Origin of the sequence: Enterobacter sp. 01-M-03-SI-ECC, from assembly GCF_047530215.1 — a bacterium.
GTDB lineage: Bacteria > Pseudomonadota > Gammaproteobacteria > Enterobacterales > Enterobacteriaceae > Enterobacter > Enterobacter chengduensis.
On sequence record NZ_JBLKDA010000001.1, the window covers coordinates 144,549 to 169,509 of the forward strand.

22 protein-coding genes and 1 pseudogene are annotated in these 24,961 nt (G+C 59.3%); 6 read left to right on the forward strand and 17 right to left on the reverse strand.

The features are described 5' to 3' along the window. Position 1: 1 nt before the first annotated feature. Complete coding sequence (gene aspS / locus ACMWKK_RS00700) at positions 2-1,774, reverse strand: aspartate--tRNA ligase (protein WP_112780809.1); 1,773 nt, start codon at positions 1,772-1,774, stop codon at positions 2-4. 263 nt (positions 1,775-2,037) lie between these two features. Here aspS and ACMWKK_RS00705 point away from each other — a divergent pair, with 263 nt between their 5' ends. The 5 genes from ACMWKK_RS00705 to cmoB are packed head-to-tail and all read left to right on the forward strand — an operon-like array spanning position 2,038 to position 5,618. Next, positions 2,038-2,604, forward strand: a complete 567-nt coding sequence (locus ACMWKK_RS00705; RefSeq protein ID WP_112780922.1) for a hydrolase — start codon at positions 2,038-2,040, stop codon at positions 2,602-2,604. Next, the gene (locus ACMWKK_RS00710; protein ID WP_112780808.1) at positions 2,601-3,419 is read left to right on the forward strand and encodes a DUF72 domain-containing protein; all 819 of its coding nucleotides are present in this window, start codon (positions 2,601-2,603) and stop codon (positions 3,417-3,419) included. Before ACMWKK_RS00705 ends, ACMWKK_RS00710 begins: the two co-directional genes overlap by 4 nt. 51 nt (positions 3,420-3,470) lie before the next feature. After that, positions 3,471-3,866, forward strand: a complete 396-nt coding sequence (locus ACMWKK_RS00715; protein WP_045326747.1) for an MAPEG family protein — start codon at positions 3,471-3,473, stop codon at positions 3,864-3,866. A gap of 40 nt (positions 3,867-3,906) precedes the next feature. Next, the gene (cmoA, locus tag ACMWKK_RS00720; RefSeq protein WP_112780807.1) at positions 3,907-4,650 is read left to right on the forward strand and encodes a carboxy-S-adenosyl-L-methionine synthase CmoA; all 744 of its coding nucleotides are present in this window, start codon (positions 3,907-3,909) and stop codon (positions 4,648-4,650) included. Then, positions 4,647-5,618 (forward strand): tRNA 5-methoxyuridine(34)/uridine 5-oxyacetic acid(34) synthase CmoB, encoded by a 972-nt coding sequence (gene cmoB, locus ACMWKK_RS00725; protein WP_112780806.1) that lies wholly within the window; start codon positions 4,647-4,649, stop codon positions 5,616-5,618. Before cmoA ends, cmoB begins: the two co-directional genes overlap by 4 nt. A 204-nt stretch (positions 5,619-5,822) precedes the next feature. Here cmoB and cutC read toward each other — a convergent pair whose 3' ends face one another. Both cutC and ACMWKK_RS00735 read right to left on the reverse strand, forming a co-directional pair. Further along, positions 5,823-6,566: a copper homeostasis protein CutC gene (cutC, locus tag ACMWKK_RS00730; protein ID WP_112780805.1), complete on the reverse strand. Its 744-nt coding sequence runs from the start codon at positions 6,564-6,566 to the stop codon at positions 5,823-5,825. A 78-nt stretch (positions 6,567-6,644) separates the two neighbouring features. Then, complete coding sequence (locus tag ACMWKK_RS00735) at positions 6,645-7,205, reverse strand: VOC family protein (RefSeq protein WP_045326754.1); 561 nt, start codon at positions 7,203-7,205, stop codon at positions 6,645-6,647. A gap of 239 nt (positions 7,206-7,444) precedes the next feature. Between ACMWKK_RS00735 and argS the strand changes: the two genes are divergently transcribed. Then, on the forward strand, positions 7,445-9,178 hold the full coding sequence (gene argS, locus ACMWKK_RS00740; RefSeq protein ID WP_112780803.1) for an arginine--tRNA ligase: 1,734 nt from the start codon (positions 7,445-7,447) through the stop codon (positions 9,176-9,178). A 58-nt stretch (positions 9,179-9,236) separates the two neighbouring features. Here argS and flhE read toward each other — a convergent pair whose 3' ends face one another. The 14 genes and pseudogenes from flhE to ACMWKK_RS00810 form a co-directional block, all read right to left on the reverse strand. Beyond that, a complete protein-coding gene (gene flhE, locus ACMWKK_RS00745; RefSeq protein ID WP_045326757.1) occupies positions 9,237-9,629 on the reverse strand; it encodes a flagellar protein FlhE in 393 nt (130 codons plus the stop codon). After that, positions 9,629-11,707, reverse strand: coding sequence for a flagellar biosynthesis protein FlhA (gene flhA, locus ACMWKK_RS00750; RefSeq protein WP_045326759.1), 2,079 nt, complete (start codon positions 11,705-11,707; stop codon positions 9,629-9,631). Before flhA ends, flhE begins: the two co-directional genes overlap by 1 nt. Continuing rightward, positions 11,700-12,848, reverse strand: coding sequence for a flagellar biosynthesis protein FlhB (gene flhB / locus ACMWKK_RS00755; protein ID WP_112780802.1), 1,149 nt, complete (start codon positions 12,846-12,848; stop codon positions 11,700-11,702). Before flhB ends, flhA begins: the two co-directional genes overlap by 8 nt. 146 nt (positions 12,849-12,994) lie before the next feature. Further along, positions 12,995-13,639, reverse strand: a complete 645-nt coding sequence (gene cheZ / locus ACMWKK_RS00760) for a protein phosphatase CheZ (RefSeq protein ID WP_032642640.1) — start codon at positions 13,637-13,639, stop codon at positions 12,995-12,997. Positions 13,640-13,649: 10 nt separating this feature from the next. Then, positions 13,650-14,039, reverse strand: a complete 390-nt coding sequence (gene cheY / locus ACMWKK_RS00765) for a chemotaxis response regulator CheY (RefSeq protein WP_008500431.1) — start codon at positions 14,037-14,039, stop codon at positions 13,650-13,652. 17 nt (positions 14,040-14,056) lie between these two features. Next, entirely contained in the window at positions 14,057-15,106 is a 1,050-nt protein-coding gene (locus ACMWKK_RS00770) for a protein-glutamate methylesterase/protein-glutamine glutaminase (RefSeq protein ID WP_112780801.1), read from the reverse strand. After that, positions 15,103-15,969, reverse strand: coding sequence for a protein-glutamate O-methyltransferase CheR (gene cheR / locus ACMWKK_RS00775; protein WP_112780800.1), 867 nt, complete (start codon positions 15,967-15,969; stop codon positions 15,103-15,105). Before cheR ends, ACMWKK_RS00770 begins: the two co-directional genes overlap by 4 nt. A gap of 19 nt (positions 15,970-15,988) precedes the next feature. After that, positions 15,989-17,590 carry a methyl-accepting chemotaxis protein IV gene (tap, locus tag ACMWKK_RS00780; RefSeq protein WP_112780799.1) on the reverse strand — a complete coding sequence of 534 codons (1,602 nt, stop codon included), beginning with the start codon at positions 17,588-17,590 and terminating at the stop codon, positions 15,989-15,991. A 44-nt stretch (positions 17,591-17,634) separates the two neighbouring features. Then, complete coding sequence (gene tar, locus ACMWKK_RS00785; RefSeq protein ID WP_112780798.1) at positions 17,635-19,302, reverse strand: methyl-accepting chemotaxis protein II; 1,668 nt, start codon at positions 19,300-19,302, stop codon at positions 17,635-17,637. Positions 19,303-19,387: 85 nt separating this feature from the next. Continuing rightward, positions 19,388-20,350, reverse strand: coding sequence for a spore coat U domain-containing protein (locus ACMWKK_RS00790; RefSeq protein WP_112780797.1), 963 nt, complete (start codon positions 20,348-20,350; stop codon positions 19,388-19,390). Beyond that, positions 20,347-22,732, reverse strand: a pseudogene (locus ACMWKK_RS00795) (fimbria/pilus outer membrane usher protein). Before ACMWKK_RS00795 ends, ACMWKK_RS00790 begins: the two are co-directional and overlap by 4 nt. Then, positions 22,708-23,463 (reverse strand): molecular chaperone, encoded by a 756-nt coding sequence (locus ACMWKK_RS00800; RefSeq protein ID WP_045326768.1) that lies wholly within the window; start codon positions 23,461-23,463, stop codon positions 22,708-22,710. Before ACMWKK_RS00800 ends, ACMWKK_RS00795 begins: the two are co-directional and overlap by 25 nt. Before the next feature lie 16 nt (positions 23,464-23,479). Continuing rightward, positions 23,480-24,028, reverse strand: coding sequence for a spore coat U domain-containing protein (locus ACMWKK_RS00805; RefSeq protein ID WP_112780795.1), 549 nt, complete (start codon positions 24,026-24,028; stop codon positions 23,480-23,482). A 12-nt stretch (positions 24,029-24,040) separates the two neighbouring features. Next, positions 24,041-24,613 carry a spore coat U domain-containing protein gene (locus tag ACMWKK_RS00810; protein WP_045326771.1) on the reverse strand — a complete coding sequence of 191 codons (573 nt, stop codon included), beginning with the start codon at positions 24,611-24,613 and terminating at the stop codon, positions 24,041-24,043. Positions 24,614-24,961: the final 348 nt, after the last annotated feature.

A 24,961-nucleotide genomic window follows, 5' to 3' on the forward strand; every position in this document is an offset into this window, starting at 1 on the left:
ATCAGTTTTTCTCTTCCTTCTTCACCACTTCAATGCCCAGCTCGGCCAGAGCGGCCGGGTTGGCAAAGCTTGGCGCTTCGGTCATCAGACACGCTGCGGCAGTGGTTTTCGGGAAGGCGATAACGTCACGGATGTTATCGGTGCCGGTCAGCAGCATGGTCAGACGGTCAAGGCCGAACGCCAGACCCGCATGCGGCGGCGTACCGTATTTCAGGGCGTCCAGCAGGAAGCCGAACTTCTCGCGCTGCTCCTGCTCGTTGATGCCCAGGATACCGAACACGGTCTGCTGCATTTCACCGCTGTGAATACGCACGGAACCGCCGCCTACTTCGTAGCCGTTAATCACCATGTCGTAAGCATTCGCAACCGCTTCTTCCGGAGACGCTTTCAGCTCTGCCGCCGTCATCTCTTTTGGCGAGGTGAACGGGTGGTGCATCGCGGTCAGGCCGCCTTCGCCGTCGTCTTCAAACATCGGGAAGTCGATAACCCACAGCGGCGCCCATTTGGTTTCGTCGGTCAGGCTCAGATCTTTGCCGAGCTTCAGACGCAGCGCGCCCATCGCATCGGCAACGACCTTCTTGTTGTCCGCGCCGAAGAAGATCATGTCGCCGTCCTGCGCGCCGGTGCGCTCAAGGATGGCTTCCACGATCTCTGCGTTCAGGAATTTCGCAACCGGGCTGGTAATGCCTTCCAGACCTTTCGCACGCTCGGTCACTTTAATATAGGCCAGACCTTTCGCGCCGTAGATCTTGATGAAGTTGCCGTAGTCGTCGATCTGCTTGCGGCTCAGGGCTGCACCGCCCGGCACGCGCAGGGCCGCCACGCGGCCTTTCGGATCGTTAGCCGGGCCCGCAAACACGGCAAACTCAACGGCTTTCACCAGGTCTGCTACGTCCACCAGCTCCATCGGGTTACGCAGGTCTGGTTTGTCGGAGCCGTAGCGACGCTCGGCTTCGGCGAAGGTCATGATCGGGAAATCGCCCAGCTCGACGCCTTTCACGTCGTTCCACAGGCTGCGCACCAGCGCTTCCATCACCTCACGCACCTGCTCGGCGGTCATGAAGGAGGTTTCCACATCAATCTGGGTAAATTCTGGCTGGCGGTCAGCGCGCAGGTCCTCGTCGCGGAAGCACTTAACGATTTGATAGTAGCGATCGAAGCCGGACATCATCAGCAGCTGTTTGAACAGCTGTGGAGACTGCGGCAGCGCGTAGAATTTGCCTTTATGGACGCGGGATGGGACCAGGTAATCGCGCGCGCCTTCCGGCGTGGCTTTGGTCAGCATCGGGGTTTCGATATCGAGGAAACCGTGGTCATCCATAAAGCGACGCACCAGGCTGGTGATTTTCGCGCGGGTTTTCAGGCGCTGAGCCATTTCCGGGCGACGCAGATCCAGGTAGCGGTATTTCAGACGCGCTTCTTCGGTGTTGACGTGGTTGGAGTCCAGCGGCAGCGCTTCTGCACGGTTGATGATAACCAGATCGGACGCCAGCACTTCAATGGCGCCCGTCGCCATGTCGGCGTTAACGTTTTTCTCGTCACGCGCACGCACGGTGCCGGTGACCTGAATGCAGAACTCATTACGCAGTTCAGAGGCCAGCTTCAACGCATCTGCGCGGTCTGGATCGAAGAACACCTGAACGATACCTTCGCGGTCGCGCATATCGATGAAGATAAGGCTACCAAGATCACGACGACGATTGACCCAACCACACAGGGTCACCTGCTGTCCGACGTGGGACTGACGCAGCTGCCCGCAATATTCTGTACGCATGAGATATCCCTTAATTAGCCGCAGGCTAAATGTCGCCTGGTATGCAGGCTACTATGTCGCAGCTTTCTGTATGTCACAACTGGATGAAAAAAGGCGGCTATTATACTGGAAATTCCGCCGGACGATAAGAGTGAAGCGCGCTCTGACGCTCGTTTGCTGCACGCTTATTGCGTATTCTCACAAAAATTAACAAAATTATCCGCCCAGGAACAGGCCATCACATCGTATGGTGTCCGGAAGTGATTCATTTAACGGGAGTAACGATGTTAACACTTGATGCCAGTAAAACCGCGCTTGTCGTGATTGATTTACAGGAAGGCATTCTGCCCTTTGCCGGCGGCCCTCATACCGCGGCTGACGTGGTTAGCCGCGCCGCTCGCCTGGCGGAAACCTGTCGTGCCAACGGTGCGCCTGTTGTCATGGTGCGCGTCGGCTGGTCTGCGGATTTCGCCGAGGCGTTAAAACAGCCCGTGGACGCCCAGGCGCCTGCCCATGCCCTGCCGGAAAACTGGTGGACGTACCCGGCCGCACTCGGTAAACGCGACAGCGACATCGAAGTGACGAAACGCCAGTGGGGCGCCTTCTACGGAACCGATCTGGAATTACAGCTCCGCCGTCGCGGTATCGACACCATCATTCTGTGCGGCATTTCCACCAACATCGGCGTGGAGTCTACCGCCCGCAACGCGTGGGAGTTGGGCTTTAATCTGGTGATTGCCGAAGATGCCTGCAGCGCGGCCTCCGCGGAACAGCATCAGGGCAGCATGACCCATATCTTCCCGCGCATCGGCCGCGTGCGCAGCACGGATGAGATTGTCCGCGCGCTATGATGTACGTGGGCCTTCCCCAGTGGGCGCACCCGAAATGGGTGCGCCTGGGCATCACCAGCCTTGAGGAGTATGCCCGACACTTCAACTGTGTCGAGGGTAATACCACCCTGTACGCGCTGCCCAAAGCCGAGATTGTCGAACGCTGGCGGGCGCAAACGACGGACGATTTCCGCTTCTGCTTCAAGTTCCCGGCGACCATTTCCCATAACGCCGCGCTGCGTAACTGCGGAGATTTGACCGAAGAATTTTTTGCGCGCATGTCGCCGCTGGCGAACCGCATCGGTCAGTACTGGATCCAGCTACCCGCCACGTTTGGCCCGCGCGATTTGCCCGCGCTCTGGCAGTTCCTGGATGCCCTGCCCCGCGAGTTTACCTACGGCGTGGAGGTCAGGCATGCTGAATTTTTTGCGAAGGGCGAAGCAGAAAAAGCGCTCAACCGCGGCCTGCGTGAGCGTGCCGTTAACCGCGTTATCCTTGATAGCCGCCCGGTGCACAGCGCTGTTCCCCACAGCGAAGCCATCGTTGAAGCGCAGCGTAAAAAACCGAAGGTGCCGGTCCACGCCGTTGTGACCGCGCAGAACCCGATGGTCAGGTTTATCGGCAGCGATAACATGCAGCAAAATCAGGCGATGTTCGCCGTCTGGCTGCAAACATTAGCGAAATGGGAACACGCCACCACGCCGTATCTCTTTTTGCACACGCCGGATATCGCCCAGGCGCCCGAACTGGTCGATGCTCTGTGGCAGGCCTTGCAGGCCGCGGTGCCGTCCGTGGGCAGCGCCCCTGCCATCCCACAACAATCTTCTCTTTTCTGATATCACCCCCTATCATAGTGAAGTGCCATCTGCCAAAAACAGGGAGTTTGTATGGTCAGCGCGCTGTATGCGGTGTTAGGTGCATTACTGCTGATTAAGTTTTCATTTGATGTTGTGCGCCTCAGAACGCTCTACCGCGTCGCTTACGGTGACGGCGGATTTTCAGAGCTGCAAAGCGCTATCCGCATTCACGGCAACGCGGTCGAATATATCCCCGCAGCCTTAATCCTGCTGCTGTTTATGGAGATGAATGGCGCAGAAACCTGGATGGTGCACCTCTGTGGCCTGCTTCTTATCGCTGGCCGCCTGATGCATTATTACGGCTTTCACCATCGGTTAATCCGCTGGCGTCGTTCCGGCATGAGCGCGACCTGGTGTTCGCTTTTGCTGATGGTGCTGGCTAACCTCTGGTATATGCCGTGGGAGTTGGTTTTCTCCCTTCATTAGCGCACAATACGCCACTTTATTTTTCCCGGATTTTTACGTTATGTCAGATCGCGACACGCTTTTTTCCGCGCCTATCGCCAGCCTGGGCGACTGGACCTTCGATGAACGGGTAGCCGAAGTCTTCCCGGATATGATCCAGCGCTCTGTTCCCGGTTACTCCAATATTATCTCTATGATCGGCATGCTGGCTGAGCGCTTCGTTCAACCCGGCACGCAGGTCTATGACCTGGGCTGCTCGCTCGGCGCGGCAACGCTGTCGGTTCGTCGTAATATTCACCACGAAGGCTGCCGCATCATTGCCGTCGATAACTCCCCGGCGATGGTTGAGCGCTGCCGTCGCCATATTGACGCCTATAAAGCCCCTGTTCCGGTGGACGTGGTGGAAGGCGATATTCGCGAGATCGAGATTCACAACGCGTCGATGGTGGTGCTGAATTTCACCCTGCAGTTCCTGGTGCCGGAAGACCGCCAGCTGCTGCTGGACAAAATTTATCAGGGGCTGAACCCCGGCGGCGCGCTGGTGCTCTCAGAGAAATTCAGCTTTGAAGATGACGAGGTTGGCGAACTGCTGTTCAACATGCACCACGACTTCAAGCGGGCGAACGGCTACAGCGAGCTGGAGATCAGCCAGAAGCGCAGCATGCTCGAAAACGTGATGCTGACGGATTCCGTGGAAACCCACAAGGCGCGCCTGAGCAAAGCCGGGTTTGAGCACAGCGAGCTGTGGTTCCAGTGCTTTAACTTTGGCTCTCTGGTGGCGCTGAAGGCGGGGGACGCGGCATGATCGAATTCAGCAACTTCTATCAGCTGATTGCCAAAAACCACCTCTCCCACTGGCTGGAAACCCTGCCCGCGCAGATTGCCGCCTGGCAGCGCGATCAGCAGCACGGCCTGTTAAAGCAGTGGTCAAATGCGGTGGAGTATCTGCCGGAGCTGACCCCGCATCGTCTGGATCTTCTGCACAGCGTCACCGCCGAGAGCGAAGAAGCGCTCCCGGCCGGGCAGATCAACCGCATCGAAACGCTGATGCGTAACCTGATGCCGTGGCGCAAAGGGCCGTTCTCGCTCTACGGGGTGAATATCAACACCGAATGGCGCTCGGACTGGAAATGGGATCGCGTTCTGCCTCATCTGTCCGATTTGACCGGTCGCACCATTCTGGACGTGGGCTGCGGCAGCGGTTACCACATGTGGCGCATGATTGGCGCGGGCGCGCATCTGGCGGTCGGCATCGACCCGATGCAGCTGTTCCTGTGCCAGTTTGAAGCGGTGCGCAAGCTGCTGGGTAACGACCAGCGCGCGCACCTGCTGCCGCTGGGTATTGAGCAGCTCCCGGCCCTGAAGGCGTTTGATACCGTCTTCTCTATGGGCGTGCTGTATCACCGTCGCTCCCCGCTTGAGCACCTGTGGCAGCTGAAGGATCAGCTGGTCAGCGGCGGCGAGCTGGTGCTGGAAACGCTGGTGATTGAGGGCGATGAGCACGCCGTTCTGGTGCCGGGCGATCGCTACGCGCAGATGCGCAACGTTTACTTCATCCCTTCCGCGCTGGCGCTGAAGAACTGGCTGGAGAAGTGCGGCTTTGTGGACGTGCGGATTGCCGACGTCAGCGTGACGTCACTCGAGGAGCAGCGCCGCACCGACTGGATGATCACCGAATCGCTGGAGCAGTTCCTCGACCCGGCCGACCACAGCAAAACCATCGAAGGCTATCCGGCCCCGATGCGTGCGGTGTTGATTGCGACCAAGCCGTAGCCTTTTGCCGGGTGGCGGCTACGCCTTACCCGGCCTACTCTCAACTCGTTTTCTCCAAAATAGTTCAAGTTGCAGCAAGGCGGCCAGCGCGGCTGCGGCTTGAAATATGAAGGAGAAAAAAAGGCCCCTGTTGAAATTGCAGGGGCCTGGTACAAGCAAGCATCATATTGGGCGACATGATGCGCGGTAAAAATCGGTACGTTGCTACACGTGATAGCGCTCAATCAGCGACTTCATTTCCGCAACCGACTCTCCCTCTACGCCGTAGCGTGAATACTCATCCGCTTCAGCATCCGTCGACATTGACAACCCTGTATTGCGATAGCGCATGGGCGAAGGTATCCATTTCCCCGCGGAGCTGTGCAGCTCTTCTACCCCTGCGTTTAAAAACCGTTCCAGATTGCTGGCGCGGACTCCCGCACCCGCCATTATTATTGGAACACCGGAATGTGCTTTTAGTTCCGTAATTAATTGCAGTCCTTTTTCAGCGGACGCCTGTTGGCCCGATGTCAGAACGCGCGCCACGCCAAGTTCTCCAAGCGTTTCAATGGCCTGAAGCGGATCTTTACACATATCAAATGCGCGATGAAAAGTGACGGCCAGCCCCTGGGCGGCGCGCATAATCTGGCGCATGCGCGGAAGATCGATATTGCCGTCCTCATCCAGCAGGCCGGTCACCAGCCCCGGAAACCCCAGATCCCGAACGAGCGCGATATCATCAAGCATGGCACCGAACTCGCCCGCCGTGTAACAAAAATCACCGCCGCGCGGGCGAATAATCGGGTGAACGGGGATCGTGACGGCCTGACGGGCGGCCCTCAGCACGCCGTAAGAAGGCGTCAGCCCGCCCTCTTTGGGTGCCGCGCACAGTTCGATACGGTCAGCCCCGCGTTTTTGCGCGGTCACGGCACACTCTACGCTGTAACAACAAATCTCCAGCAGCGCCATTTAATCCTCCTGAAATCCCACTAAACGAACCATCATGACACGCGGTCCGCTTTCATTCCCCGCGCAAACTCACATCTCTTACGCTTCGCTGGCAACAATCTGCTCAATGGTCCACGGATGAAACTTCACCGTGACCTGCCCGTCCGTGACGGCCAGCGTCGGGTTAGGTAACCGCTCGCGCTCGCCTTTGGGAGCGCTGGTCTTCACGAAAATCCCCGGCTTGCTTAAGCCTTCGTCTGAGAGCAGGGCCAGCGCGCGCGCGTTCAACGTCTCCGGCTCGCCCGGCAGGACAATTTCGATATGTTCCCAGCCTTCGTGCGGATAGCGCTTCTCGCCCGGCCACGGCAGTTCCACCACGGTGAATTGCCAGTGGGCTACGTTCACCGGCTCGCGCAGCCTGAACAGGCAGATGGGGCGACCATTAATCACGTTCTCGGACAGCAGCTCGCCGCACTGCTCGAACCCGCGACGCCAGCGCTCGGCGGTAGCATTCTGGTGACAGCGCAAAGAGATGTGATCGGCCTCAAGCGGTGCGATATCCAGACCCAGACGGGTGGCAAGTTCTGTGAACGCCTGGGTGAAGCGCGGTAAATCTGCGGAAATATCATGCAGTTCGTCAATGGATTGCCAGTTCGCCATAAATCACTCTCTTTTCGTCTCGCAAAGCCGCTAATTTACTCTGTTGCCCTGTTTTGACCAACCGCAGAATCCGGCTTTTTGCGACTGCATGATTATGCACGCCTTCACCGCCTGGATTCTGAGCAATCTTCAGGCCCCGCGATGCTGACGCCAGAGGGCATTTGCAGTATACTCCCGCCCTAAATTCTCTAACTGGCGCGGGTGGTTGTGAGCCCGCATCAAAAAAGTAAGGTATCCAGGTGAATATTCAGGCTCTTCTCTCCGAAAAAGTCAGTCAGGCACTGATTGCCGCAGGTGCGCCTGCGGATTGCGAACCGCAGGTTCGTCAGTCAGCAAAAGTACAGTTTGGCGACTATCAGGCTAACGGCGTGATGGCAGTGGCTAAAAAACTGGGCATGCCGCCGCGACAGCTCGCTGAGCAGGTACTGACGCATCTGGATCTTTCCGGCATTGCCAGCAAAACCGAAATCGCCGGCCCGGGCTTTATCAACATCTTCCTTGAGCCTGCATTCCTGGCAAGCCACGTTGACGCGGCGCTGAAGTCTGACCGTCTGGGCGTTTCCCAGCCGGAAGCGCAGACCGTGGTGATCGACTACTCTGCGCCGAACGTGGCGAAAGAGATGCACGTAGGCCACCTGCGCTCCACCATCATCGGTGATGCCGCGGTGCGCACGCTCGAGTTCCTCGGCCACAAGGTGATCCGCGCGAACCACGTGGGCGACTGGGGTACCCAGTTCGGCATGCTGATTGCTTACCTGGAAAAACAGCAGCAGGAAAACGCGGGCGAAATGGCGCTGGCGGACCTGGAAGGTTTCTATCGCGAAGCCAAAAAACACTACGACGAAGACGAAGCCTTCGCCGAGCGCGCGCGCAGCTACGTGGTAAAACTGCAGGGCGGCGACCCATACTTCCTCGAGATGTGGCGCAAGCTGGTCGACATCACCATGTCTCAGAACCAGCTGACCTATAACCGCCTGAACGTCACCCTCACCCGTGACGACGTGATGGGTGAAAGCCTGTACAACCCAATGCTGCCGGGCATTGTGGCGGACCTGAAAGCGAAAAACCTGGCGGTTGAGAGCGAAGGCGCAACGGTTGTGTTCCTTGATGAGTACAAAAACAAGGAAGGCGAACCGATGGGCGTGATCATCCAGAAGAAGGATGGCGGCTACCTCTACACCACCACCGATATCGCCTGTGCGAAATACCGTTACGAAACGCTGCATGCCGACCGCGTGCTGTACTACATCGACTCCCGCCAGCACCAGCACCTGATGCAGGCGTGGACCATCGTGCGTAAAGCAGGATACGTGCCGGATTGCGTTCCGCTGGAACACCACATGTTCGGCATGATGCTGGGTAAAGACGGCAAGCCGTTCAAAACCCGCGCGGGCGGGACCGTGAAGCTGTCCGACCTGCTGGACGAAGCGCTGGAACGTGCCCGTCGCCTGGTGGCCGAGAAGAACCCGGACATGCCTGCCGACGAGCTGGAAAAGCTGGCTAACGCCGTGGGTATCGGTGCCGTGAAATACGCGGATCTCTCCAAGAACCGCACCACCGACTATATCTTCGACTGGGACAACATGCTGGCGTTTGAAGGCAACACCGCGCCGTACATGCAGTACGCCTACACCCGCGTGCTCTCGGTATTCCGCAAAGCCAATATCGATGAAAGCGTGCTGGCGAACGCCACCGTGACCATCACGGAAGATCGTGAAGCCCAGCTGGCCGCGCGTCTGCTGCAGTTCGAAGAGACGCTGACCGTGGTTGCACGTGACGGCACGCCGCACGTCATGTGTGCATACCTGTACGATCTGGCGGGTCTGTTCTCCGGCTTCTACGAGCACTGCCCTATACTCTCTGCGGAGAATGAATCGGTGCGCAACAGCCGCCTGAAGCTGGCGCAGCTGACGGCGAAGACCCTGAAGCTGGGTCTGGATACCCTGGGTATCGAAACCGTAGAACGTATGTAACACAAAAAACCCGGCACTCGCCGGGTTTTGTTTGTTTGCCGTCCTGAAAATGCAACCGTCAGCGGTAGTTCACGATGACGGAATTACTCTGCACCTTCAGCGCCGGGATCAAACGCCCCCCGCCCGGCACTTCCCAGATGAAACGCAAAGGTTCAACAGCCGGCACGCCGTTGAACGCCTGCGTTGTGCCATTTTCACCGTCGATCTCCGTACAGCGCGTCTGAGAGCAGAGGCGTACCCGCAATCCCGCAGGCGTCGGGCCGATCAGCCGGTAGTTCCAGACCACCAGCCCCATCAGGCCGGATACGCCCTCAGAAGGCGACAGCGGATTAGAGGACATGGCAACGCCCCTGTTGCTGAGGGTAACCCCCATGCTGCTTGCCTGCCAGGAGCCCTCGCCACCGGCCTGCGCCGCCAGCGGAATGAGTAAAATCCAGAGCCATTTACCCATTATTTCCCTCCAATCGTCGCGGTCATGCGGATATGGCGGTTATCCGACAGCTCCAGGTTTGACAGCACGACCAGCTGGCTCAGGCTGCGGCGCAGGAAGCGCGACAGCAGCGGACGCAGCGCATGGTTCACCAGCAGCACCGGCGGCGCGCCCAGCATCTCCTGACGCGCCAGCGCCTCCTGCGTTTGCGCCAGCAGACGGTCCGCCAGGCCCGGCTCCAGGCCGCCCCCGCCCTGCAGAGCCTGCAGCAGCAGACGTTCAAGCGGCGTATCGAGGCCAATCACCTGCACCTCTCCGGTTCCCGGGAACCACTGCTGGGTGATCGCCCGCCCCAGCGCCACGCGCACCACCGCCGTCAGCTCGTGCGGATCGCTTTGTATCGGCGCGTGCTCGGCAAGGGTTTCCAGGATGGTGCGCATATCGCGGATCGGCACCTTCTCGTCGAGCAGGTTTTGCAGCACCTTATGCAGCGTGGTTAAGGTCAGCACGCCCGGGACCAGATCTTCCGTCAGCTTCGGCATCTCCTGCGTGACGCGGTCCAGCAGCTGCTGCGCTTCCTGGCGGCCAAACAGCTCGGCCGAGAATTGCCCGATCAGGTGATTAAGATGGGTCGCCACCACGGTACTGGCTTCAACTACCGTATAGCCCTGGATCTGCGCCTGCTCTTTCAGGGCGCTTTCAATCCAGATCGCGGCCAGACCAAAGGCCGGATCGACAGTTTGCTCGCCCGGCAGCGTGCCTGCTGCGGTGCCGGGGTTAATCGCCAGCCAGCGTCCCGGATAGGCATCACCGCTGCCGATTTCCACGCCTTTCATCAGGATGCGATAGCGCGCGGGCGGCAGGTCCATATTGTCGCGGATGTGCACCACCGGCGGCAGGAAGCCCATGTCCTGGGCGAATTTCTTACGGATACTGCGGATACGGCCAAGCAGCTCGCCGTCCTGCTGGAAATCGACCATCGGGATCAGGCGATACCCCACCTCCATCCCCAGGGAGTCTTCCAGCTGAACGTCGTTCCAGGTCGCTTCAACGGCCTGGTTATTCTCCGGCATTTTGACCGGAACAGGCTCCGCTGCCGGTTTAATTTCACGGCCGCGCATCCACCAGGCCAGCCCCAGCAGCGCCGCCGTAAACAGCAGGAAGACAAGGTTTGGCATGCCCGGCACCAGGCCGAGCAGGCCCAGAACGGCAGCGGCCAGCAGCATCACGCGCGGGTTGCTGAACAGCTGGCCAACCATCTGCTCGCCAACGTCCTGATCGGTGCTCACGCGGGTGACAATCACGCCCGCCGCCGTGGAGATCACCAGCGCCGGGATCTGCGCGACCAGACCGTCACCAATGGTCAGCAGCGTATAGCTTTCCGCCGCGTGGCCCATGTCCATCCCGTGCTGCAGAACCCCCACCAGCAGGCCGCCGACCACGTTAATCACCATGATCAGAATGCCCGCGATGGCGTCACCGCGCACAAACTTGCTCGCACCGTCCATGGAGCCGTAGAAGTCGGCTTCCTGCGTCACTTCCGCACGGCGCTTTTTGGCTTCATCTTCGGCGATAAGACCGGCGTTCAGGTCGGCGTCGATCGCCATCTGCTTACCCGGCATCCCGTCCAGCACGAAGCGCGCGCCCACTTCCGCGATACGCCCTGCACCTTTGGTGATAACCATAAAGTTGATAATAACGAGGATAACGAACACCACGATACCGATAGCGAAATTGCCGCCTACGAGGAAGTGGCCGAACGCCTCCACCACTTTACCCGCCGCTGCCGCCCCGGTGTGCCCTTCCATCAGGATGATACGCGTGGACGCCACGTTCAGCGCCAGCCTCAGCAGGGTGGTAAACAGCAGAATGGTCGGGAATGCGGCGAACTCCAGGGTACGCTGGGTGAACATCGCCACCAGCAGCACCATAATGGACAGCGCGATGTTGAATGTGAAAAGCAGATCGAGGATGAACGCCGGGAGCGGCAGTACCATCATCGACAGAATTAGCAGGATCAGAATCGGCCCGGCAAGGATCTGCCATTGGGTCGATTTCAGGTTGCCGGGCAGGCGCAACATTGCCACCAGATTAGCCATCAGTGTCCTTCTCGTTCATAAAATCCAGCGCGGCAGGCACCGGAAGGTTCTCAGGTTTGACGGGCCGCTGACCGCCGGCCAGACGCCAGCGCTTCAGCTGCCATACCCAGGCCAGCACTTCCGCCACGGCGGCGTAGAGTTGTCCCGGGATCTGTTGTCCAATATCCGCATGGCGGTAAAGGGCACGCGCCAGCGGAGGGGCTTCCAGGATCGGCACCCGGTGCTCTGTGCCGATTTCCCGGATACGCAGGGCGATCAGTCCCGCCCCTTTCGCGACGACTTTCGGCGCGCTCATTTTGTTTTCGTCGTAGCGCAGCGCGACGGAGTAGTGTGTCGGGTTGGTGACGATGACGTCGGCCTTCGGCACATCCTCCATCATGCGGCGACGGGCGGCGGCACGCTGCATCTGGCGGATGCGCCCCTTCACGTGCGGGTCACCTTCCATCTGCTTATACTCGTCGCGAATATCCTGACGCGACATGCGCAGCTTTTTGAAGTGGGTGTACAGCTGGAAGATGACGTCAAAACCCACCATCGGGATAATGCTGAGCACCACCAGCAGCGCGCAGAGGCCGACCAGATTCAGGGCGTTGCTCATGGCGGTAAGAGGCGATTCGCCGATCAGGCGCATCATTTCCGGCCAGTGGTGCCAGAGGTAAAACCCCGCGGAGCTGCCCATCAGCGCCGATTTGAGAATGGCTTTGAGCAGCTCGGCCCCGGTCTGGGCAGAGAACATTTTCGCAATGCCCGGCAGCGGGTTGAGTTTGGAAAATTTCGGCTGCAGCGATTTGCCGCTAAAAACGAGACCGCCGAGCATCACCGGAGAGACCAGCGCGACCAGCACGACCCCGGTTATCAGGGGCAACAGCGCGACCATGGCCCCTTTAATCAGCTGGATAATCTGGCTGAGGATCAGATTCGGATCGTTGACCATGCTGTGGTCAAAACGTAAGCCGGTTGACAGCATTCCCGCCAGCTTGCGGGCGAGCGACTCCCCGCCCCACCAGATAATGCACACGCCCACGATAAGGATCAGCAGGGAGGTCAATTCTCGGGATCGGGGGATCTGCCCTTCCTCACGCGCCTTTTCAAGTCGGTGGGGTGTGGGGGCTTCCGTTTTGTCGTCGTTCTCTTCTGCCACAGTGCATGCTCAGCCCATTACGTCACGGGTATCATGCCAGCGCAGCGGAAATCCAATGGCGGGAAAAGCCCGTTTATTCGGGCTCTTTTCGGTGATTTTATCGTAAACCGCCTCAGGCGGCGTACCCCCTGAGGCGGAATAGACAATCAGAAGCCGAGGCTGTCCAGCAGGTCGTCCACCTGATCCTGGCTTGCCACCACGCCCGCCTTGCTGGCGTCGAGCTGTGGGCCATTGAGCAGGCTTTCGTTCTCGCGTTTTGGACGGGCGGCCGGTTCCGGGATGTTCTCCAGCAGCACCATCAGCAGCTGACGCTCAATCTCCTGGATAACGTCCATCATGCGCTTGATCACCTGACCGGTCAGGTCCTGGAAATCCTGCGCCATCATGATGTCCAGCAGCTGGGCGTTGGTGAAGCTGGTGTGGCCCGGAACATCGCCCAGGTACTGGCGGGTATCGGTCACCAGCTCGCGGGCATCCGCCAGCTCGATAGGATTCTCAAACCACTCATCCCAGCGTTTGCTTAGCGCTTTCGCCCCTTTTTCCATCGCATCCTGGTGCGGCTGAGACGCTTCAACGCTGTTCAGCGCACGCTCAGCAGCCTGCGCGGTCATCTGCACAACGTAGTCCAGACGATCGCGGGCATCGGGAATCGCTTCCGCCGCTTCCGCAATCGCCTGATCCAGACCCAGCTCGCGCAGGCTGTCACGCAGCATGCGCGTCAGGCTGCCGATGCGGACGATGATATCGCTCGGCGAGTGTTCTTCAACGGGTTTCATAGAAGGTTGCAACATTTCCATCACCTCACATGCCGAGTTTCTCGAAGATCTTACCGAGCTTCTCTTCCAGGGTTGCCGCGGTGAATGGCTTCACCACATAGCCGCTTGCGCCCGCCTGTGCCGCAGCAATGATGTTCTCTTTTTTCGCTTCTGCTGTGACCATCAGAACCGGCATGGACGCCATTCCCGCATCGGCGCGAATGGTTTTCAGCAGTTCCAGACCGTCCATGTTTGGCATGTTCCAGTCGGAGATCACAAAACCAAACCCGCCAGCCTGCAGTTTATTCAGCGCATCAACGCCGTCTTCTGCCTCTTCAACGTTGTTGAAGCCCAGCTCTTTCAGCAGGTTGCGCACAATGCGACGCATGGTGGAAAAGTCATCCACAACCAAAAACTTAAGCTCTTTATCCGCCATAAAATAATACTCCTGAGTCAAATACGTATTGCCTGTCCGGCACTGATTTTCGCCAGCATCTGCTGGCTTACCTGGCTAAGATCGACCACTTCGCTCACGCCACCCATATTGATGGCCTCGCGCGGCATGCCGAACACCACACAACTTGCTTCATTCTGCGCAATCGTCCAGGCGCCAGCCTGGTGCATTGCAAGCATTCCGGCGGCACCGTCGTTGCCCATCCCCGTCAGGATCACCCCCACGGCGTTGCGCCCCGCATGTTTCGCCACCGAATGAAACAGCACATCCACCGACGGACGGTGCCGGTTGACCGGCGGTCCGTCATGAATTTTGATTTGATAGTTAGCGCCGCTGCGCGCCAGCTCCATATGCTTGTCACCCGGGGCGATATAGGCATGTCCCGGGAGCACGCGCTCGCCGTCTTCCGCCTCTTTCACGCTGATCTGGCACAGCTTGTTCAGGCGTTCGGCGAACGAACGGGTAAAGCCTGGCGGCATATGCTGAGTAATCAGAATACCCGGACTTGAGAGCGGCAATGGCTGGAGTACATGGCGAATTGCCTCTGTTCCTCCGGTTGACGCCCCAATCACCAGCAGTTTTTCCGAGCTGAGTAACGGACCGGCCTTCAGGGTCGCAGGCGCGGTCATCGGCGTGTGGGCGGCAAGCTTCGCCCGCGACGCGGTGCGGATCTTCTCCGCGATCATTTCGCTGTAGGCCAGCATCCCCTCGCGAATGCCGAGCTGCGGCTTGGTGACGAAATCCACCGCCCCCAGCTCCAGCGCGCGCAGGGTGATTTCCGACCCTTTCCCGGTCAGGGAGGAGACCATCACCACCGGCATGGGCCGAAGCCGCATTAACTTTTCGAGGAAATCGATGCCATCCATGCGCGGCATTTCGACATCCAGCGTTAGCACATCGGGGTTATATTTTTTAATTAAATCCCGCGCGACCAGCGGATCGGGCGCGGTGGCCACCATCTCCATGTCGCTGTGGCTATTGATGATTTCAGTCATGATCTGACGCATCAGCGCTGAATCGTCGACAGACAATACCCTGATTTTACTCATGCTTTTTCCTTACTCAGCGCATACACCGTTTGCCCACGCAGGCTAAACTCACGCGCGAGGTTGCTGAAGTTTTCCGAGTGCCCGGCAAACAGTAAACCGTCAGGCTTGAGCAACGGAACAAACCGACGCAAAATGTCCTGCTGCGTCGTTTTATCAAAATAGATCATGACGTTACGGCAAAAGATGGCGTCGAACGGCCCCGGCACGTTGTACTGCTTATCCAGCAGGTTAACGGGCGCGAATTCAACGCAGTTCGCCAGCTCCTGGCGCACGCGTACCAGCCCTTCATGCGGGCCCGTGCCGCGCATGAAGTAACGCTGCAGCTGCTGCGGCGACAGCGTTTTCAGTTCATCCTGGCGATAAACGCCGTTACGCGCCTTCTCCAGCACCTCGGTATCGATATCGCTGGCGTAGACCTTCCAGCGTCCGGGCGTCATGCCGAGGGTGTCAGCGAGGGTGATCGCCAGCGAGTACGGCTCTTCCCCCGTTGAGGCGGCCGCACTCCAGACGCGATACTCCCCGGTGCGACGGCGCGCGTGCTCGGCCAGAACCGGGAAGTGGTGAGCTTCGCGGAAAAACGCCGTCAGGTTGGTGGTTAACGAGTTAATAAAAGCCTGCCACTCGGCGCTGTTCTGGTTCGCCTCGAGCATGCTCAGATAGCGGCCAAAATCGTCCAGCCCCAGGCTACGCAAGCGCCGCACCAGGCGGTTGTAGACCATGTCCCGCTTATGATCCGCAAGCACGATCCCCGCACGCTGGTAGATTAACTGACATATCCGACGAAAATGCGCGTCGGACAGCGCGAGGCGCTGTGTCATCTGCAACAATAATGACGTTTGCCCAGGGGGCATTGGTGATGTCATAGCGCCTTCTTAATTACATTCAGGATACAACTGGCACGGCCTGCGACCGCCCGACTTCTGTTACTGCTTCAACGTGCTCTTTCACATTAAATACCGCGACCAGCCCGGTGAGGCGATCCGCCTGGCTGGCCAGCTGATCGGTTGCCGCTGCCGCTTCCTCAACTAGCGAGGCGTTCTGTTGCGTCACCTGATCCATCTGGCTGACCGCCTGAGCCACCTGCTCAATGCCGCGACGCTGTTCGTCCGACGCCGAGGCAATCTCGCCCATGATGTCGTTCACCCGCGTCACCGAGGTGACGATCTCGTGCATGGTTTGCGCCGCCGTATCCACCAGCGTCGAGCCCTGCTGAACGCGCGAGACCGACTCTTCGATCAGCACCTTAATCTCTTTCGCCGCGTTGGCGCTGCGGCTCGCCAGGTTACGCACTTCCCCCGCCACCACGGCAAATCCGCGCCCCTGCTCCCCGGCGCGCGCCGCCTCAACGGCGGCATTCAGCGCCAGAATGTTGGTCTGGAACGCGATGCCGTCAATCACGCTGATGATGTCACCAATTTTCTGCGAACTGGTGGCGATCTCCTGCATGGTGCTGGCAACGTGAGACGCCTGGTCGCCGCCTTTTTTCGCCGTCATCGCCGCCTGTTTTGACAGGTCAGACGCCTGGCGCGCGTTATCGGCGTTCTGGCTGACCGTGGCGGTCAGCTGCTCCATGCTGGCCGCCGTCTGCGCCAGCGAGGCCGCCTGCTGCTCGGTGCGGGAAGAGAGATCGTTGTTACCCGCCGCAATCTCTGAAATTCCCGTGTGCATGGCATAGCTGCCCTGCCGCACGTCGGATACCGTTTCCCGCAGCGATCCCTGCATCGCCTTCAGGCTGGCAAAGATCGCCGAAATTTCGTTTTTGCCGAACACCGCTACCGGACGGGCCAGGTCCCCTTTTGCAATACTGTCGAAGTGGCTGCTGATAATCGCCAGCGGCTGCACAATCATTCTGCGTGACCAGAGCAGTGCCCCGCCGGTCAGCAGCCCTGCCAGGATCACCACCACGGCAAAGATGACGCCCGACATGTGGTAGCTCTGACGGCTCTGTTCACCCGCACGCTGGACAGACTGATTAATATCCTGCTGCCAGGCGTTAAAGCTGCCGTCAAACGCATCCTGCGAGGCCTGAACCGGCGCGGTCATAAAGTCCGAGAGCTGATTGTTCTCAAGCCACGTCGCCTGATGGTCCAGATCGCTGTACCACACTTCAAAGTTCTTCTTCATGGCGGCCTTCAGCGCTTTCTCTTTCTCGCTGCCGGTGGCCTGCGCCGTAAAGACTTTAAACTGTGCGTCGGCCTGTTTCAGGCTGCTTCGCGCGGTTGCCATCAGCGCCTTAATGTCATCCGGGGGATAACTCAGCGCGGTTAAGGTTCCCGCCTTGTTCAGCGCGGTGCTTGCCTGCAACAGCACGGCACGCGTTTGTGCCAGTGCGGAGCGCTGCTGATTACTCGCCTCAACGTCCTGCAAATTCTGATAGCCATCGCGAAACGCCCAAAAAGACAACCCGTTACTGCCAACCTGCAACACACCGCAAAGGATCAGAATCAAAAACAGTGTGGTCGAGATACGAATACGATTTAACATCCACGCTCCCATCAAGCGGCAAGCAGCCGCGGTTCAATTGTCAGTCAAAATGTTTCCCAGTTTTCATCTTGTCCGGTCGTTGCAGCACGCAGGCGAGAGACCGTCGATTCGGCGGCTGGCGCTTTATAGGTGGCTTGCGAAGTGACCGTATTTCCATTGAGCGAAGCGAGACGAAACGCCGAGACGGCCATCTTCAGACGGCTCGCCTGGTCTTCCAGGGCAGCGGCCGCCGCAGCGGACTCCTGCACCAGCGCGGCGTTTTGCTGCGTCACGCGATCCATTTCCGATACCGCCAGGGCAACCTGGTCGATACCACGACTCTGCTCATCGGACGCAGAGGCGATTTCACCCATGATGTCCGTCACACGGGTGACGGCATTCACGATGTCATTCATGGTCTCCCCGGCGCTTTCCACCAGCACGGAGCCGGTATCCACGCGGGAGACGGAATCCTCAATCAGGGCCTTGATCTCTTTCGCCGCGTTGGCGCTGCGGCTGGCCAGGTTGCGCACTTCCCCGGCCACCACGGCAAACCCGCGTCCCTGTTCGCCCGCACGCGCCGCTTCCACGGCGGCGTTCAGCGCCAGAATGTTGGTCTGGAAGGCAATGCCGTCGATGACGCTGATGATGTCGGCGATTTTCTTCGAGCTCTGGGCGATGTCGTGCATGGTTTTCACCACGCCATCCACCACGCGACCGCCGCGCTGCGCCGTCTCGGAGGCGCTTTCCGCCAGCTGCGAGGCCTGGCGGGCGTTATCGGCGTTCTGCTTCACGGTCGCCGTAAGCTGCTCCATGCTGGCCGCCGTCTCTTCCAGCGCGGAGGCCTGCTGTTCAGTGCGGGATGAAAGGTCGTTATTCCCCATCGCAATTTCGCTGGTGCCGGTATAAATAGCCTCCGAGCCGTTACGCACGTTAGCGACGGTTTCGATGAGCGAACGCTGCATATGGTCAACGCTGTTTGCCAGCTCGGTGATCTCATTGCGGCCGGACACGGTCAGCGTTTTGGTGAGATCGCCACCGGCAATCTCTCGAATGTGGGCAATGACGCGGCCAAGAGGGTTCAGCAGGATATGGCGAATGCCGTACCACACCGCGACCAGCACGATGACCAGCGCCAGCGCCAGCACCGCCATCTGCCATTTCGCAAAGCGGTAGTCATTCTGGCTTTCGGTAAAGGCCGAGTGATACAGATCGCCGCTGGCCTTCGCGTACTCGCCCAGCGCCGCGCCGAGGGCGTTTTGCATCCCCTGCGTAGGCTGCGCGAAGTAGGCGTCCATGTTGCCGCTCTCCAGGAACTGAATCAGCTCCGTCAGGCCGGCAAAGTAGGCGTTGTATTTTTCATCAATATTCTGGCTTACCTGCGCCATGGCAGGCTGCGGCGCGATCTGTTTGAAGGCGGCATAGTGTTTAGCGGCGTCAGCGAGCGTGGCGCGGGCATTTTTCAACAGATCGGTTTTCGCGCTGCTCTGCTGATTGTTGGGGTCCATCATCATGCGCGCGGACGAGCGGCTCAGGTTGATACGCGTTTGCAGCATCAGATCCCACGTTGAGGTGAGTTCACCCTGCTGCATGCGCAGGTCGTTCGAGGCCGCGAAGCTGTCCTGGTTCTGTTTTAACGACGAGAAAAAAAGCCCGCCGGAAATGAGCTGAAGAAGTGCGAAAATGACCAGCACCATCATAAGCATTGTGACAACGCGGATACGGTTCAACATACAACACCTTCTCATAGATTTATTAACGGTGTTATCGGCACTGCCCACAGGAACTTTACATTTGAGAAAGGGAAAAGCGCGGGGGTTAAAACGCCACGTCGACAATCAGCGTATCGGTGTAGGTGCCGGCGGGCGGCGTGGTCTGATTCGTCAGGACCTTCGCGGTGTAGTTATAGGTGCGCAGTAAACCGTCGGTACTGACCTGCGACGAGGTCGCGCTGGTCCAGCGCTCGGTGCCGCTGCCGCCCCAGCGGTTCGTCGTGGCTTCTTTATAGATGTCGTAACTCATATAGTTGCTGCCGCTCGCCATCCGCCGCACGTTATTCAGCGCGTTAGCCCCGTTATTAATGCCGATGGTATAGGTACTTCCTTTGGTGCAGGTGACGGCAATCGCCTGCGAAACGGTAGGGAAACTTTGTACCAGCGGCGCGCTGTTGAAGTTGACGTCCGGCGTGGTCATGGCGCTGCAGTCGTTGGTGACGGTCATGTTAAGTAGAATGGTGGTGGTTGCCGTGCCCGTTTGATTGATGGTGCAAATGCCGAGCGCGCCCACGGAGCAGACGCTGTAGTTAACGCTGAAGGTTAGCTGCACCTGATACGGCCCGGCGGTGACGTTTTGCCCGGCGACGGTGCGGAAGTAGAGCGGGATGTTGTACTGCTTAGACCCCAGTAACCCCAGCAGGGTATTCCCACCCCAGGTATACGATTTACTTATCTGTACCTCGCTGCTGCTCGCGCAGCCCGATAATCCGCACAGTCGGGTGGGGATCACGTCCGTGATGGTCGCATTATCGGTGCGTTTCATCGTGGCGCGACTGCTGCCCGAGACCGATGCGGCGGTGTAGGTCAGCGTCACCGAGTCGTTGGTCAACAGATTCAGGACAGCATCGCACGCCACCACCAGCGTACCGGTGGTTTCCACCTCCCCGGTTCCGCTGAGGGCGAACGACGTGACGCTGCCAAACGAGGCGTTGACCGTACTGACGGTACACGCCGCCCAGCCGCCGCCGGAAAACAGCAGCAGCATCAACAGCAGCAGGCGCCTCATGGCGCCTCCCGACATACCAGCGGACCGTAGGTTTGCAGCTTGTGTTCCGGGTTGGATCCCACCGTCAGGGTCGTCGTGCAGCGCTTTCCGCCAGGGGTAATGACCTCCAGCGGGTTCACATCGCTGAGATTTTCCAGCCAGGCGATACCGTCATAGCCCACCACGGCGCTGCTGCGCGAGGCCCTGCGCACCTGGCTACCCACCGGGATCGCCTGCCCGCGCGCATCATGCAGGATGACGCTGGCGACCCGCTCCTGCTCCATCGGGAAATCGACCAGGTAACCGCTGTGGCGGCGGATCGCAATCCGCCGTTCGGTCTCTTTCAGCTGGGTATCCGCCGGCAGGTTCAGCGTATCGATGCGGTAGCTTGCCGGGTAATACGCCGACACCCCCGCTGACCAGCAGGTAGCCGTTGTTATTGGTTTTGCCTACGGGCTGATTTTCATAGCTGACGGGGACATCCGGATGACCGTCGGTGCTGATGACCACAAACGCATCGTTAATTTTGTTGGCCGCAAACAGCTCGCCGTCCATCAGCACCACGGAGCCCATCGCCTCGCCCCACCAGGTCATCATATCCCTTTCGCCATAGGCCCCGCCCTGTAGCTCAACGTTGTTGTTGCGCCAGCCCAGCGTGCCCTGCTGATAGTCGCTGGCTTTCGACTGATTGGCCCAGGCCATGTTCCAGCTAAAGCCGCCGTCGGACGGCATGGCGTGGTTATAGTTGATGCGCTGGGTACTGCCGGCAGCCGGCGTGTTTTCAACGGTGAAGGCGGCGCTGTCGCGCGCGCCCAGCGGCACCTGCAGCGACAGCGCAACCGTCCAGTCTCCCCGCTGCTGGTCCCGGCTGCCGGCCAGGTAAATACTGCTCGCTCCCCACAGATTGCGGCTCCAGGAGAGGTTAAGCAGCTCGGTTTTTTGGCTGTCAAAACTCTCCACGCCGATCCAGGCCGCGCCGATGTTGCCGTACTGTCCCATATTGAAGGTCAGGGAATACTGGTCCGTATTCCGGCTGAAGCTGGCGATGGGTTTATCGTTCTCGTCATACAGCGTCGGCTGGTCGTAAAGGGCCAGATTGCCAAAGCCGCGGCCCCGACGCGTGTGCTGGGTGGCGACGCTGAACTCGCTGGTGCTGTACTGGTAACCCCAGTTGATTTGCCCCCCCGTATCCCCGCGCATGCGGCTCTGCGAGTAAGAGGTATTCACCACGCCAAGCTGGTCGAGCTTTATTACCGTCCCTGCCCCGCCGAGCGCCAGCGCCTGCGCGCCTTCTGCATGGCCTTCCAGCGTCAGCCAGTCCGTCAGCCCGTAGCGATACGAGCCGCTGCCCGCCGCGGAGCCGTAGTCAAAATTCTTAATGCCGTAGTTACGCCGCAGGCTGCCCAGCGTTACGGCGCCGTCGCTGAGTCCTTTTTTGAGCAGGTCGCTGGTGACGTAAAACGGCAGCGTGGTGCTCACCTGGCGCCCCAGCGCATCCGTCGTGACCAGCACCGCATCCCCGGCACCGTTGATATAGGGCAGATTGGTCAGGGTGAAAGGACCCGGCTGAAGCTGGGTTGAGCCGGAGCGATAGCCGTTGATAAAGAGATCGACCGAGGTCGGCACCGCGGCTTCCCCCGCGAATTCGGGCAGCGGCCACGTCACCAGGTCAGGACGCAGGGAGAAATCCCGCCCGACGCTAATCCCCCCCATCCGCACGCTGGAGCTCCAGCTCAGGGCGTCGCTGATTACGTCCCCGACGCTCCAGCTCATCGCGTCATCTTCATTCGTGAACAGCAGGGTAGTGTCATAGCGGACATACCCCTCCTGCTGGCCGCCGCTACCGCTGAAATTTTCCCGGGCATAGCCGGTGGAGGAAAACGAGCCGTTCTCATTGAAGTAGCGGAATTCATGCCAGAGGGACGCCTGTCCACCGATATGCGCCGTGTGGTTGGTGTAGAGATCGTAATTGAGCAGCGCGCCTCGCCCGAAGTGCGGTTTGGCCTGCGCCGTTTGCGCGCTGAACGGGGTCACGCGGGATGCGACCCAGTCGCGGGGAACCGTGAGCAGCAGGCGCTGCGCGGCGCTGTCATACTCCGTGCGCACCTGAGAAAGCGAAGAGAGATTCACCTCTCCGGCAGGAACATGCTCCGGCGGCAGCCCCGCGCGCAGCAGGTCGGCACTGGAGACAAAGAAAGCGCCGTTACGCTGCGTGACGGGCACCACCAGACCGGTGTCGTAATGGTTGAGCACGAGGGCAAGCTGAAATACCGCTTCATCATTTACCGCCTGCGCCTGAGGCGGCGGCGGCAAACTGTCATCGCCGGGCTCGGCCCAGGCCGCGGAACTGACGCAAAGCAGTATCATCATCGCGGGCTTCAGTTGACGGGCGTCGACTGCCATTGTGCGTCCCTGGCATTAATCTGCGCGATCATCCGCTCTGGCTGACGAACGCCTGCGGGTATCGGCCAGCTGCGGGTGCTGCCGGGGAGCACGTAACCCAGCAATCCCTCCGCGACCGTGCGTTTCTGACCTCCCTGCTCCAGCGCTACCTGGCTCAGCCTGACATGAACATCTCCCTGATTCCGAACCTCCAGCGCAGGCTGCCCATCCGCGCGCGTCACCCGCCAGCTCAGGTTTCGGGTCTCCACCAGCGCGTGATGCGCACCCTCTTTTATCGTCGGGATCCCCTGGCCGTAGACGAACAGAGGGATGGAGTAACGCATCTGTAATTTGAGGCCGATGGTGGGCTCGGCTTTCGCATCAGGCTGGGGGATTTCATCGACGATAATGCGGTAGGCCTGTTCCGTGCCCGCCGGAACGGCCCCCTGTTTAATAAGGCGAATCAGCTGCTTATTGCCTTTCTGAATAGTGACAATTGGCGGGCTGGCGACCACGTCCTGCTGCGCGGTATAACGCTCGTACCCGCCCTCCTGCTTCCAGCGCACGATGCGCACCTGCATGGTCGTGGCGCTGTTTCCCTGATTCTGGATCCACAGTTCCGTGGCGTTGGCGTCTGCAGCAAGCCAGGGGTCGATGGGCCAGAGCAGAATGGTCGCCGCCGCCTGCGCCTGGCCGACTGCTGCCATTCCCAACGCGCCCGCCAGGCAAACAGGTCTCAAAAGTGGCTTCATCGGCACTCTCCCTTTATTACCATGACAGGGTCACGGTGAGCTGATCGGAATACGTTCCTGCCGGGCTAAATCCGGTCAGTAGCGCCACGCCAAAAAGCGGCAGCGCGATGTTATTGCTGTCGGTGTAGGTCACCGGTATTGCCTGATTGAGGCCGATTTCGCTGTTGGCGGCCAGCGAGCTGCTGCTGTAGAGCCGGTAACCCACCAGGTCGGCTCCGTCCGTGCGCTTCATGCGGCGAACGGATGAGTAGTTTTGACCGCCATTAATGCTCATGCTCAGCGTCACGCCGGGCGTACAGGCGATGGACAATGCCCCGTTTGGCACAAAGCTGGTGCTCACCGGCGCGCTTTCAACGCCAGTATGGGTACCAAAATCCAGCGTGCCGAGGACTCCCCCGCTGCCGGTAGCCACCGCGCATCCCGGTACAATGGTCGCGCTGACCTTGAATGACTGTGACGTCACCGCAACGGCCGCGGGGATCATTAGCCATCCAACCATCAGCGCGAAAAAAGGCTGCACGCGTCCCTCTGCGCGTTTGCGCAGACCTGCAAGAGAGGCCTTCATGACCGTGAAGAACTAATAGGTGACGCTAACGTTTATCGTGTCGGTGTAGGTTCCCGGTACGACCGTTACGCTGTTGCCGCCGCCGGTAATACGCCCATAGAGCGTGTAGCTGTCGACACCTCCCGCCGTAGAGGCGATGGGCAACGCGGCGTTATTGGCAACCACGTTGTTAAATCCGCTGTCGCTGTAAAGGCTGTAGGCTACCCCCTGTGCGGCGTTGGCGGTGTTGATCAGATAGCGCGCAGGTGTTCCCGTCGATCCAACAACGGTACCGGGTGCCGTGGAGTGGGTGTTGCCGGTGATCGCTACCGTATAGCTGGCGGTCGTACACTGAATGGTAAAGGTGTTTCCGCCGCTGGCGCCGGTTAGCTGCGTGGTCAGCGTGGAAAACGTGGCGGGATGGGTGCCGAAATCAAGCGTCCCGAAGTTAATGCCGTTTTGCGTGGGCGACCCGTTTATCAGGCAACCGTTTGTCAGGGTCAGCGTCGCCCCGATGGTGCCGCTGCTGGTGACGGCCAGCGCCTGCGGGGCCAGGGTCGCCGTCAGTAACGAGCCTGCACAGATCAAAAGGAGTTTACTTTTCATTTTACCACCCTCCAGAAGACGTCTCCGTTCCCTTGCCATATTTTATTTTGGCCGTTCAAGATGTTAGCCCCGCTTAACGTTCCTCCGAGGGGGTTATTGAGAATTTAGTTTACGGATAACGCTTCCTCCACCTGCCTCAAAATGAATCAGGCGGATGTCTTATTGACTCACTATTTCCAAATAAAACAGGTGGTTAAAATTATCTATCTAAGGATTTTGTTTTATTCGCAGAGAATATATCCATTAAAATGTGATCGCGGTCACAATATATCGTCGAGGCATTAACAACAAAATTAATAAAACTTAAAAAGGAGTTGTATCCCCCTACGCTTTGCGTCAATTTATGTG

Bases quoted from the DNA above. Each gene is read 5' to 3' on its own strand.
- ACMWKK_RS00710 (WP_112780808.1), top strand. From the start codon at position 2,601: ATGATGTACGTGGGCCTTCCCCAGTGGGCGCACCCGAAATGGGTGCGC.
- ACMWKK_RS00770 (WP_112780801.1), bottom strand. From the start codon at position 15,106: ATGAGTAAAATCAGGGTATTGTCTGTCGACGATTCAGCGCTGATGCGT.
- cmoB (WP_112780806.1), top strand. From the start codon at position 4,647: ATGATCGAATTCAGCAACTTCTATCAGCTGATTGCCAAAAACCACCTC.
- ACMWKK_RS00735 (WP_045326754.1), bottom strand. From the start codon at position 7,205: ATGGCGAACTGGCAATCCATTGACGAACTGCATGATATTTCCGCAGAT.
- cheZ (WP_032642640.1), bottom strand. From the start codon at position 13,639: ATGTTGCAACCTTCTATGAAACCCGTTGAAGAACACTCGCCGAGCGAT.
- flhA (WP_045326759.1), bottom strand. From the start codon at position 11,707: ATGGCTAATCTGGTGGCAATGTTGCGCCTGCCCGGCAACCTGAAATCG.
- cmoA (WP_112780807.1), top strand. From the start codon at position 3,907: ATGTCAGATCGCGACACGCTTTTTTCCGCGCCTATCGCCAGCCTGGGC.
- ACMWKK_RS00715 (WP_045326747.1), top strand. From the start codon at position 3,471: ATGGTCAGCGCGCTGTATGCGGTGTTAGGTGCATTACTGCTGATTAAG.
- tap (WP_112780799.1), bottom strand. From the start codon at position 17,590: ATGTTAAATCGTATTCGTATCTCGACCACACTGTTTTTGATTCTGATC.
- cutC (WP_112780805.1), bottom strand. From the start codon at position 6,566: ATGGCGCTGCTGGAGATTTGTTGTTACAGCGTAGAGTGTGCCGTGACC.
- cheY (WP_008500431.1), bottom strand. From the start codon at position 14,039: ATGGCGGATAAAGAGCTTAAGTTTTTGGTTGTGGATGACTTTTCCACC.
- ACMWKK_RS00805 (WP_112780795.1), bottom strand. From the start codon at position 24,028: ATGAAGGCCTCTCTTGCAGGTCTGCGCAAACGCGCAGAGGGACGCGTG.
- tar (WP_112780798.1), bottom strand. From the start codon at position 19,302: ATGTTGAACCGTATCCGCGTTGTCACAATGCTTATGATGGTGCTGGTC.
- ACMWKK_RS00810 (WP_045326771.1), bottom strand. From the start codon at position 24,613: ATGAAAAGTAAACTCCTTTTGATCTGTGCAGGCTCGTTACTGACGGCG.
- aspS (WP_112780809.1), bottom strand. From the start codon at position 1,774: ATGCGTACAGAATATTGCGGGCAGCTGCGTCAGTCCCACGTCGGACAG.
- cheR (WP_112780800.1), bottom strand. From the start codon at position 15,969: ATGACATCACCAATGCCCCCTGGGCAAACGTCATTATTGTTGCAGATG.
- ACMWKK_RS00705 (WP_112780922.1), top strand. From the start codon at position 2,038: ATGTTAACACTTGATGCCAGTAAAACCGCGCTTGTCGTGATTGATTTA.
- flhE (WP_045326757.1), bottom strand. From the start codon at position 9,629: ATGGGTAAATGGCTCTGGATTTTACTCATTCCGCTGGCGGCGCAGGCC.
- ACMWKK_RS00800 (WP_045326768.1), bottom strand. From the start codon at position 23,463: ATGAAGCCACTTTTGAGACCTGTTTGCCTGGCGGGCGCGTTGGGAATG.
- ACMWKK_RS00790 (WP_112780797.1), bottom strand. From the start codon at position 20,350: ATGAGGCGCCTGCTGCTGTTGATGCTGCTGCTGTTTTCCGGCGGCGGC.